Source organism: Blastococcus sp. SYSU D00922 (assembly GCF_054050495.1).
In genome coordinates this window covers 35,579-46,207 of the sequence record NZ_JBJGZL010000019.1, presented here as the reverse complement: position 1 = coordinate 46,207, position 10,629 = coordinate 35,579, and the positions used below count along the sequence as shown (strand labels likewise).

Here is a 10,629-nt window from a genome sequence, read left to right as displayed (position 1 = left end):
GCCGCGACCGGAGCTCCGGTCGCGGCCCGCCGGCCGTGCGGGTGCCGCTACGCGACGGTGACGTGCTCGTTCGGCACGCAGTGCGTCATGTCCTTGCCGGTGACGTCCCGCGGGCCGTTCTTGCCGAGGTTGGCGGCGCGCTGCAGCTCCTCCTCGGAGAGGGTCTGGGTCTGCAGCGGCTCCAGGCCGCGGACGTCGTCCGCGGTGATGCCCAGGGCGTCGCCGACCCGCTGACCCCACTCGTCGTCGCACATGAAGAAGTGCCAGACCATCCGCTCCTGGATGTCGCGGCGGCACTGCTCGAGGGCACCGACGAGGTTGGCGACCAGCTCGTCCTTCTCCCACTGCTCGGAGAGCTGGTAGCGCTCGCCGGCCTGCTCGTAGTCGTTCGTCCGCGGGATGCGCTTGCGGGTGAGCCGGCCGGTGATGACCGGACCCTGCTCGTCGTGCGTCGGGTACGCCGCCTCGCGCAGACCGCCCAGCACCGACGGCTCGTAGTTCACGTGCGGGTTGGTGCCGTCGGCGCGGTCGACGCCGTAGGCCATCTGGCCGTCGCGCTGGTTGGTGGCCACCCGCGCCTTCGGCTGGTTCACCGGCAGCTGCAGGTAGTTCGGGCCCACCCGGTAGCGCTGGGTGTCGGAGTAGGAGAACGTCCGGCCGACCAGCATCTTGTCGTCGGAGAAGTCCAGGCCGTCGACCAGCACACCGGTGCCGAACGCGATCTGCTCGTTCTCGGTGAAGTTGTCGACCGGCATCCGGTTGAGGGTCATCGTGCCGACCTTGCGGACCGGGAAGATCTCCTGCGGCCAGGTCTTCGTGTCGTCCAGCGGGTCGAAGTCGAGCTCGGGGTGCTCGTCGTCGCTCATGATCTGGACGTAGAGGTCCCACTGCGGGAAGTTCCCGGCGGCGATCGAGTCGTGGAGGTCCTTGGTGTGCGTGCCCAGGCTCTTCGCCTGCGCTGCCGACGCGTCGGCAGCGCCCCAGGACTTGACGCCCTCACGCGGGTACCAGTGGTACTTGACCAGCACGGTGTCGCCCTGCGCGTTGACCCACTTGTAGGTGTTCACGCCGAAGCCCTGCATGTTCCGGTAGTTCGCCGGCGTGCCGCGGGGGCTGAAGACCAGCGAGATCATGTGCATGGCCTCGGGGGTCTGGCTGAAGAAGTCGAACGCGCGCTCGGCGACGTTGGCCTCGAAGGTGACCGGGTCCGGCTTCTGCGAGTGGATGAAGTCGGGGAACTTGATCGCGTCGCGGATGAAGAAGACGCCCAGGTTGTTGCCGACGAGGTCCCAGTTGCCGTCCTCGGTGTAGAACTTCACGGCGAAACCGCGGGGGTCGCGGGCCGACTCCGAGGAGTCCCGGCCGCCGGCGACGGTGGAGAACCGCACGGCGACGTCGGTGCGCTTGCCCTTCTCCTGGAACAGCTTGGCGCGGGTGTACTTCGCGATCGGCTCGTCGCCGACGGTGCCGTCGGCCTCGAAGTACCCGAACGCGGTGATGCCGCGGGCGTGCACGACGCGCTCCGGGATCCGCTCCCGGTCGAAGTGGCTGATCTTCTCGAGGAACTGGTAGTTCTCCAGGGTGGCGGGGCCACGGGCGCCCACCGTCCGCTGGTTCTGGTTGTCGTAGATCGGGTGACCCTGACGGTTGGTCAGGACCGGGCGATCGGCCTCGCTCGGGGCCGCGTCCTGCGATGCGACGTCGGTCATGCTGGGTGTTCCTCCTCGTGTTTCCTGCTCAGACAGGTCGAGCAGAGCCCCCAGAACACGACCTCGGCCTCGTCGACGACGAAGCCGGCCGTGTCCGAGGGGCTCAGGCAGGGAGCAGCCCCCACGGCGCAGTCGACATCGGCGACGGCGCCGCACGAGCGGCAGACCAGGTGGTGGTGGTTGTCGCCGACCCGCAGCTCGAACAGCGCGGGGGCGCCGGCGGGCTCGATCCGGCGGGCGAGCCCTCCGGAGACGAGGGCGTCGAGCACGCCGTAGACCGTCTGCGGCGACAGCGTGGGGTGGTGCGCCCGGGCACCGGTGACGATGGTGTCCGCGTCGGCGTGGGGGTGGTCGGCGAGGACGTCGAGCACCGAGAGCCGGGGGCGGGTGACCCGCAGTCCGGCGGCCCGGAGTCGGGGCGCCCATGTCGTCTCCATCGCGATCCACTCAACCCCGTTGTTTTGAATGAGTCAAATCAACGAGTCGGATGTCCCGCCCCCTGGGATGGCGTCGGACCACCGGGGGCGCGCGGACGGTGGCCATCGCACCCCGGTTGACCACCGTCCGCGCACGAACGGTGGCCGGTCAGGCGTCCGGGAGGGGGGCGCGGCGGGCGTTGGCGACGTCGAACAGGTCGCCGTACTCCTCCACCCGCGCCAGGACGTCGTCGGTCGTGAACCGCAGCTCCGCCGGGTCCAGCGATCCGTCCCGGACGGCGTCGACCTCGTCCCACCCGATCGGCGTGGAGACCGTCGCGCCCGCCCGCGCCCGGAGCGAGTAGGGCGCCACCGTCGTCTTGGCCGGGTTGTTCTGGCTCCAGTCGATGAGCACCTTGCCCGGCCGGAGCACCTTCTCCATCCGCCAGACGACGTCGTCGGGCGTCTCCGCCGAGAGCTCCTGCGCCAGCTGCTTGGCGTAGCGGCTGGGGTGCTCGCGGTCGGCCGGTGTGTCGATCGGCGCGTACACCTGCATGCCCTTGGAGCCCGACGTCTTCACGACCGGGTCCAGGCCGTCGGCCTCCAGCCGCTCCCCCAGCCGCTCGGCGACCAGGCAGCACTCGTGGATGCCGGTGTCCGGGCCAGGATCGAGGTCGAGCACGAGCAGGTCCGGCAGTGCCGGCTGCCCGTCGTCGTCCACCCGCCACTGCGGGACGTGCACCTCGAGCGCCGCGAGGTTGGCCGCCCAGGCCAGGTCCGCGACGGACTCGAGGATCACCATGTCGAGGGTCTCGCGGCCGCGGGAGCTGCCGGGGCTGGGGATCGTGACCCGCCGGACCCACTCCGGCGCGTGCCGGGCGCTGTTCTTCTCGAAGAACGTCTGCCCCTCGATGCCGTCGGGCCAGCGGGTGAACGTCACCGGCCGCCCGGCGACGTGCGGCAGCAGCACCGGCGCAATCCGGACGTAGTAGTCGATGACCTGCGCCTTGGTGAACCCAACCTCGGGGAAGAGCACCTTGTCCAGGTTGGAGATCTGCAGGGTCCGGCCGCCGACCTCGACCCGCTGCTTCGCGGGGCTCACGGCTCCACCACGACGTCATCGGGCTCCAGGTCGTCCCGCACGCCCCGCCACGCCGGGTGCCGCAGCCGGTTGTCCGCCGTCCACACCGCGTAGGCGACCTCCCCGACGAGGTCGGGCTCGACCCACTGGGCGTCGCGGGTGATGTCCCGGGGCAGCGTGCCGTCGAAGGGCGACGTCGCCCGCGCGGTCAGCACCCGCTGCAGGTCGCGCAGGTCCTGGTCGCTGAACCCGGTCCCGACGTGGCCGACGTAGACCAGCCTGCCCTCGTCGTCCGGGACGCCGACCAGCAGCGAGCCGATGGTGCCCGACCGCCGCCCCTGTCCCGGCCGCCAGCCGCCGACGACGACGGCCTGCGTGCGGAAGTTCTTGATCTTGCGCCAGTCCGGGCTGCGGGCACCCGACCGGTACGTCGACGCCAGCCGCTTGGCCACCACGCCCTCCAGCCCGTTCTCCAGGCTGGCGGCCAGCACGTCCTCACCGCCGCCCTCGAACCACGGCGTGGCCACCCAGCGGTTCCCGGCGATCGCGAGCTCGTCGAGGCGGCGCCGCCGCTCGGCGTAGGGCCGCTCCAGCAGCTCCTCGCCGTCCCAGGAGAGCAGGTCGAACACCAGGAAGGTGACCGGCTTCTCGGCGGCCATCCGGGGCACCTCCGGCCCGGTCCGGTGCATCCGGCTCTGCAGCGCCCCGAAGTCCGGGCGCCCGGCGCCGTCCATCATCACGATCTCGCCGTCGACGACGGCGTCGTGGCCGGCCAGCGCTGCCGGCAGCCGGGCCACCTCGGGGTACCGGACGGTGATGTCGGTGCCCTTGCGGGAGGTCAGCCCCAGGACGCCATCGCGCACGGAGGCGATCGCCCGGACGCCGTCCCACTTGAACTCGTAGCCCCAGCGGTCGTCCTCGTCCGCCGCGGGCAGCTCCCCGGCGGAGGCCAGCATCGGCAGGGGCACCGCGGTGCCGGCCGGCTGCGTCGCGTCCAGCTTGCGGATGTTCCAAGCGCCGTCGTCCACGGGGAAGAGCGCGTAGCGGCCGGCGAGCTTCCGCCCGTCGAAGGTCACGATGACGTGCCGGTCGTCCCACTTCTCCGTGGCGTACCGGCCCGCGTCCCAGATGGTGACGTGCCCGCCGCCGTACTCGCCGGCCGCGATCTCGCCGCTGAACGACGCGTACTCGAGCGGGTGGTCCTCGGTCGGCACGGCGAGCCGGTTCGGGCCCTGCTCCGTCGGCGGACCCTTGGGCACCGCCCAGCTCTTCAGGACGCCGTCCCGCTCCAGGCGCAGGTCCCAGTGGACCCGCTCCCCCGTGCGGCCGCGCGGGGTGTGGTGCTCCTGCACGACGAACGTGTCGTCGTTCCCCCGGGGCAGCGCGCTGCCCGCCGGCGGGACGGGTTCGGCCGTGCGCGCCGGGTCCCGCTTCGCGCGGTACTCGGCGAGCGGGTCCTGCTCCCGACCGCCGGGGCGGGCGGGCACGTCAGGCGCTGCGGCGGGCGCGCTTGGCCGGCGGCTTGTCCGCGGTCTTCTTGGCGGCGCCGGACTTGGCGGCCGCCGTCTTCTTCGCGGCCGGCTTCTCGGCAGACGCCTTCTTGGCCGGCGCCTTCTTCGCGGGGGCGGCCTTCTTGGCCGGCGCCTTCGCGGCCGGCGCCTCGTCCGCCTCGTCGTCCGCCGCACCGCCGCGGGCCCGCTCGACGCTGCGGCGCAGCGCGCTCATGAGGTCGACGACGGCGCCGCCGGTGTCCTCCACCTCGGGGACCTGCTGCACCTCGCCGCCGCTCTGCTTGGCCTCCAGCAGCGCGGTCATGGCCTCGCGGTAGTCGTCGGTGAACTCGCCGGGGTCGAACTCCCCCGTCATCGAGCTGATCAGCGCCTCGGCCATCTTCAGCTCCTGCGGGCGGACGCTGATGTCCTCGTCCAGGAAGCCGAAGTCGGGACGCCGGATCTCGTCGGGCCACCGCATCGTGTGCAGCACGAGCACGCCGTCGCGCACCCGCAGCGCCGCCAGCGACTCGCGCTGGCGGATGGCGATCTTGGTGATCGCGACCTGGCCGGCGTTCTCCAGCGCGTCGCGCAGCAGCACGTACGGGCGCGCCGCGGGGCCGTCGGGCTCGAGGTAGTAGGTCTTCTCGAACATGATCGGGTCGATCTCGTCCTGGGCGACGAACTCGAGGACCTCGATCTCCCGGCGGGTGCTCAGCGGCAGCTCGTCGAAGTCCTCGTCGGTCAGGATGACGACCTGGCCGTCGGGCAGCTCGTAGCCCTTGGCGATGTCGCTGTACTCGACCTCTTCACCGTCGATCGAGCAGACCCGCTTGTACTTGACCCGCCCGCCGTCGGCCGCGTGGACCTGGTGGAAGCGGATGTCCTTGTCCTCGGTCGCCGAGTACAGCTTCACGCCGATGCTGACGAGGCCGAAGGACACGGCCCCGCGCCAGATCGATCGCATGCGTGCCCCTCATCCGTCCGGGCCCGACCTGCCGCGGACCCCGTGAGGACCCGGAACCGGGTCAAGATCACAGGATATGTGCGGGGGGCTCGCTGCGGCAGCTCGGCGGACGCGCCTCCTCCCCCGCACGGGGGTCACCCGTCCGTGGGGCCGGCTCGGTCCGCGTCGTCGACGCCTTCGGTCTGCGGGGCGACACCACCGTTGAGGCCGCCGTTCTGGATGGCGTCGTACACGAACTGCAGGACGTCGGAGCCGGCGACCATCGTCATCGTCAGGGCCGCCAGGCGGGTCGCCCTGGGCGCGGTCACGTAGCCGAACACGAACCCGGTCCCGACCCACTGGGCGAGGCAGAACGGGCAGGTGACCAACTCCCCGACCGCGTGCTTGACGCCGCCGTGCTCGCGCACCTCCTCGGCCACCTCCGCGTGCCCGGAGGGCCCCTCGAAGCGCACGAACGGGGCGCGGACCGGGGCGGTCACCGGGTCCTTCGCGATGCGCCTGGCCAGCCGGAAGGTGGCCACCGTCAGCAGCGCCGCGTCGCCGAGCGGGATGCGTTCGGGGAGCTCCCGGCCCGAGGCGCGCACGGCGGCCGCCGCGGCGGACACGAGACCCAGGTACACGCCCATCGCGCCGAGGTCGCCGGCCAGCGGGCGCTCCTCGCCGTTGGTGTACTCCCGCTTCTGCGTGCGGGCCCACCGGCGGACCGGTGCCCCGATCCGCTGGATCTCGTCTGCGATCGCCATGCAGGCCGCGCTACCCCCGCCACCGCCGGCGCATGCCCCGGTGGGGCGGCGCACAGCCACGCATGCCGGGACAGGTGACGGGTAGGGCCGGGTCAGACGCCGGTCGCCGACCGGCTCCCCGTCCCGCCGGCCGGCCCGGCGCGGACCCCCGACAGAGGAGGCACAGGAATGACGCAGCCCGAGGGCCAGACCGCCCGCGACGTCTTCCCCGAGGACGACGGCATCCCCGAGGTCTCGCAGGACGACTCGCCCACCCAGGAGCGGGCCGAGGACCCCCAGTTCGAGCCCATGCCCGGCGAGCGGGCCAACGCCTCCGTCGACTTCGGCACCACCGCCTTCGAGCAGTCGCAGGGCGAGTCGCTCACCGGCCGGCTGGAGCGGGAGCTGCCCGACGACGCCGCCGACCTCCGCCCGGCCGAGGACCCCGACCGCTCCGTGGGCCAGCTGGAGCAGGACACCTCGACCTCGCCCGTGAGCGACTCGGGCACCAACCGCACGTCCGACGACGTCGAGGCGACGTCCGACCCGTCCGTCGGGGGTGAGGGGCCCGAGGAGGGCGCCGTGCACCTCACCGGGGACTGACCTCCCGCAGCTGATCCACGCCGGCCCCGCCCCCACGTCGGGGGGCGGGGTTGGCGCGTGCGCGCCGGTGTGTCTACGTTGTAATCGCGGTTCAGCAGGCAGCCGCACGTGCCGGCCGGGAAGACCACCGGCACACGACACGTTCACCACCCGCGGGAGCCGGGCGCGACGAGCGCCCGGACCGCAGAGCGGTAGATTGTCCGGGCGGTGATCGCCGCCCCGGGGAATGCCGCCGAGAGGAGCCACTGTCCGTGACCACTTCCGACCTGCCCGCCGAGGGGCAGCCCGACGTGTCGACCGAGGGCACCGAGGCACCCTTCGACGACGTGATCACGCTCTCCACCTCCACCAGCGAGGACGGCGTGGTGACGGTGACGGTCGTCGGTGAGGTGGACACGTTCACCGCACCGGTGCTCCGTTCCACCCTGGACAGCCAGCTCGAGCAGCAGCCACGCGAGCTCGTCATCGACCTGTCCGGCGTCCAGTTCCTCGGCTCGGCCGGCTTGGCCGTCCTCGTGGAGACGCAGAAGTCCTCCCGCGCCCGCGACGTGGCCCTGCGGCTGATCGCCACCACCCGCGCCGTCACCCGCCCGCTCGAGGTGACCGGCCTGATCGACCTCTTCACGATCGCCGACAGCACCGCGCGCTGACGACCTCGACGACGAGAGGGCCCCGCCGATCCGGCGGGGCCCTCTCGCGTTCTCAGGCGGACAGGAGCTGGCAGACGGCGGCCTCGAGGACCTTCTGGGTGTCCCGGTCGGCCTCGGCCTCGTCGGCCTCCCGCAGCGCGTGCGCGACCGTCTCGCCGTGCTCGAACCGGTCCACCACCCGCGGGTCGACGTAGCTGGCCTTGCACACCGCCGGGGTGTTGCCCAGCTGCTCGCTGACCTGCTTGTAGGCCGCGCTGACCACCTTCTTGCGCGCGGTCCTGCTGCTCGGCGGCGAGACCTCCGCGAGCGCCGCGGCCATGAGCACGGTGGCGGTCCACGTACGGAAGTCCTTGGCCGTGATCTCGGCGCCGCTGATCTCCTTGAGGTAGGAGTTGATCTCGGCGCTGGTCACGTCGCGCCACTCGCCGTCCTCGGTCTGGTAGGCCAGCAGGTCCTCGCCGGCATCGGCCGGCCGCTCGAGGAGCTGGCGGACGACGGTGGCCGTCGGCCGGTCGGTGATCTCCACCTCCCGCTCGATGCCGCCCTTCGCCGTGTAGCTGTAGAAGGTCCGCTCACCGCGCACCGAGACGTGGGCGCGCTTGAGCGTGGCCAGCCCGTAGGTGCCGTTCTCCTCCTCGTACTGCTCGCTGCCGATGCGGAACGCTCCGAGGTCCAGCATGCGGATGGCGCAGGCCAGGACGCGGTCGCGGTTGAGCCCGCGGGTGCGCAGGCCCGCCTTGACGGCGTCCCGGACGTCGGGCAGCTCGCGGGCGATCTCGAGCACGCGCTCGTGCTTCTCCGCGTCCCGCCGGGCCCGCCACTGGTCGTGGTAGCGGTACTGCCGCCGGCCCGCGGCGTCGACGCCGGTGGCCTGGATGTGCCCGTTGGGCCACGGGCAGATCCAGACGTCCTTCCACGCGGGCGGGATCGTCAGGCCGCGGATCCGGTCGAGCAGCTCGTCGTCCCGGATCAGCGCGCCGTCGAGGTCGTAGTAGGCGAAGCCCTTACCGGCCCGGCGACGCCGGTATCCGGGACCGTTCACGTCGCTGCGCCGAAGTCTCACGTCCCCGTGTTGCGCACCGGGGCCGTTCCCCAAACGGATCGGCCCGTTCGGTCCCCCGCCGGGGTCAGCGCAGGTCGACCAGTCCGCCCAGCCCGCTGATCTCGAGGACGTGCCGGGTGATCCCCCCGTCCGGGGCGTGGACGACCAGCCGCCACCCCTCGTCGCGCCCGATCCGGGCGATCGCCAGCACCACCCGCACCGCCGCACTGCTGAACAGCGACACCCCCGTGAGGTCGAGCTCGACCCGGCCGGTGCCGCCGTGGCTGGCCTCCAGCAGCCGGATCCGCATCTGCTCGGCGCCGAACTCGTCGACCGCGCCGCTGACCCGCACGACCGGGCGCGGGCCCTCCCGGTCGACGGTCACGGTGGCGGCGCTCGAGGCCGGCGGGCGGTCGTCGTCGACCTCGGGGCTGCGCCGCAGCCGCAGCGTCAGGACGACCGTGGTGCCCTTCTCCTCCTCCTCGAGGACCACGCCGTCGACGAGCTGGCGCATGATCAGCAGCCCCCGGCCGCGGTCGCCCGGATCCCGGTTGGGCGGGCGCCAGGTGCCCTCGTCGCGGACGGTCACGGTGAGCACGCCGTCGACGTCCACGCGGGCCGACACGGACATGGGCCCCGGTTCGGTCCCGCGGTAGGCGTGCTCGGCGGCGTTCGCGCAGGCCTCACCCACGGCGACCATGACGCCGACCCGGTCCTGCTCCCCCATCCCGAGGCCGGCCAGCCAGCTGCCGAGCCGACGGCGGACGCCCGGGAGCGCGGCGGGGTCGGCGACCAGGTCCAGCTGCAGGGGCTCCTGGGCGTCCTCGCGCCGGTGCGCGACCAGCACGGCGACGTCGTCCAGCCAGCCGTCGGGGCTGCGCACGCCCTCGGCGATCGCGGTGGCCAGCTCGTCGGACCGGTCGGTCTCCAGCGCGCCCGGGGCGGTGAGCACCGCCGTCGCGATCGCCGACAGCCGGTCGAGCGCGTCGGCCGCCTCCGGGGCAGGGCCGGCCACGGCCCCGTTCGAGAACAGCACGAGGGTCGCGCCCTGCTCGAGCACGTGCCGGGACACCGGCGTGGGGGTGTCCGGAAGGCTGCCCAGCGGCGCCCGCGGCGGCACCCGCAGGAAGCTCGTGGCGCCGTCCGAGCCGACCACCAGCGGCGGCGGGTGCCCCGCGGCGGCGTAGGTGAGGTCGCCGGTGCCCGCGTCCAGGACGCCGTAGAACACCGAGGCGCCCTCGACGTCCTCCATCTGGCTCGCGAACGCGTCCAGGGCGGCCAGGACGGCGGCCGGCGACGGGTCGCGCAGCGCGGACGAGCGCATGGCGCCGCGCAGCCGGCTCATCGCACCGGCCGCGGGCACCCCGTGCCCGACGGCGTCGCCGACGACCAGGGCCACCCGGCCGGCACCGAGCGCCACGGTGTCGTACCAGTCGCCGCCGGCGGCCTCCACGGCCGACGCGCGGTGGTAGCTCCCGGACAGGTGCAGGTCGGGCAGCAGCGGCAGGGACGGCGGCAGCAGCGACAGCTGCGCCTGCTCCACGCTGTCGGGCACCTTGGGCCACAGCGACGTGTCGGTCGCCGCGTCGTCGGACTCCAGGATCACCAGAGCCCCCGGACCGCCGTGGACCCGCATCGGCCGCACCATGAGCGTGGCCGCCGGCCCTCCGGCGTCGCCGAGCGGGCCGCAGACGGTCTCCGGGCGGCCGGTGCGCAACGCCGTGTCCAGCACCTCGACGGCGGGTCTCCCGTCGACCAGCGGCATGTCCTCGCGCGCCGTGCCGAGCTCCCGGGCCCGGGCGTTGGCCCAGACCGGCGAGGCGGACGCGGCGCTCACCACGTAGATCGCCGCAGGGGCGGTCTCCATGGCCGCGGCCAGCGCGTTCGCCCCCTCGGACCCGGCGAGGCCAGGGAGGGGGGGCGGGCTGCCAGGGTCGAGGCTCATCTCG

At 73.2% G+C, this 10,629-nt stretch carries 10 protein-coding genes; 2 read left to right on the top strand and 8 right to left on the bottom strand.

Annotation, left to right across the window (positions count from 1 at the left end; all coding sequences use genetic code 11):
* Nucleotides 1-47 precede the first annotated feature (47 nt).
* The 6 genes from ACI78T_RS19625 to ACI78T_RS19600 all read right to left on the bottom strand — a co-directional run bounded on the left by ACI78T_RS19625 (nucleotide 48) and on the right by ACI78T_RS19600 (nucleotide 6,406).
* Nucleotides 48-1,709, bottom strand: a complete 1,662-nt coding sequence (locus ACI78T_RS19625; RefSeq protein ID WP_456559810.1) for a catalase — start codon at nucleotides 1,707-1,709, stop codon at nucleotides 48-50.
* A complete protein-coding gene (locus ACI78T_RS19620) occupies nucleotides 1,706-2,146 on the bottom strand; it encodes a Fur family transcriptional regulator (RefSeq protein WP_456559809.1) in 441 nt (146 codons plus the stop codon). Before ACI78T_RS19620 ends, ACI78T_RS19625 begins: the two co-directional genes overlap by 4 nt.
* Before the next feature lie 148 nt (nucleotides 2,147-2,294).
* The gene (gene ligD / locus ACI78T_RS19615) at nucleotides 2,295-3,227 is read right to left on the bottom strand and encodes a non-homologous end-joining DNA ligase (protein ID WP_456559808.1); all 933 of its coding nucleotides are present in this window, start codon (nucleotides 3,225-3,227) and stop codon (nucleotides 2,295-2,297) included.
* On the bottom strand, nucleotides 3,224-4,693 hold the full coding sequence (gene ligD, locus ACI78T_RS19610; RefSeq protein WP_456559807.1) for a non-homologous end-joining DNA ligase: 1,470 nt from the start codon (nucleotides 4,691-4,693) through the stop codon (nucleotides 3,224-3,226). The genes ligD (ACI78T_RS19615) and ligD (ACI78T_RS19610) overlap by 4 nt, the downstream gene beginning before the upstream one ends.
* Nucleotide 4,694: 1 nt before the next feature.
* Nucleotides 4,695-5,663, bottom strand: coding sequence for a non-homologous end joining protein Ku (ku, locus tag ACI78T_RS19605; protein ID WP_456559806.1), 969 nt, complete (start codon nucleotides 5,661-5,663; stop codon nucleotides 4,695-4,697).
* Nucleotides 5,664-5,797: 134 nt separating this feature from the next.
* The gene (locus tag ACI78T_RS19600) at nucleotides 5,798-6,406 is read right to left on the bottom strand and encodes a DUF1360 domain-containing protein (protein WP_456559805.1); all 609 of its coding nucleotides are present in this window, start codon (nucleotides 6,404-6,406) and stop codon (nucleotides 5,798-5,800) included.
* 168 nt (nucleotides 6,407-6,574) lie between these two features.
* Between ACI78T_RS19600 and ACI78T_RS19595 the strand changes: the two genes are divergently transcribed.
* A complete protein-coding gene (locus ACI78T_RS19595) occupies nucleotides 6,575-6,988 on the top strand; it encodes a hypothetical protein (RefSeq protein WP_456559804.1) in 414 nt (137 codons plus the stop codon).
* A gap of 251 nt (nucleotides 6,989-7,239) precedes the next feature.
* Nucleotides 7,240-7,638 carry an STAS domain-containing protein gene (locus tag ACI78T_RS19590; protein WP_116450477.1) on the top strand — a complete coding sequence of 133 codons (399 nt, stop codon included), beginning with the start codon at nucleotides 7,240-7,242 and terminating at the stop codon, nucleotides 7,636-7,638.
* Nucleotides 7,639-7,690: 52 nt separating this feature from the next.
* On the opposite strand, the gene ACI78T_RS19585 is transcribed toward ACI78T_RS19590, so the two are convergent.
* Nucleotides 7,691-8,680, bottom strand: a complete 990-nt coding sequence (locus tag ACI78T_RS19585; RefSeq protein ID WP_456559803.1) for a DNA topoisomerase IB — start codon at nucleotides 8,678-8,680, stop codon at nucleotides 7,691-7,693.
* Nucleotides 8,681-8,765: 85 nt separating this feature from the next.
* Nucleotides 8,766-10,625 carry a SpoIIE family protein phosphatase gene (locus ACI78T_RS19580; protein WP_456559802.1) on the bottom strand — a complete coding sequence of 620 codons (1,860 nt, stop codon included), beginning with the start codon at nucleotides 10,623-10,625 and terminating at the stop codon, nucleotides 8,766-8,768.
* Between the last annotated feature and the right edge of the window lie 4 nt (nucleotides 10,626-10,629).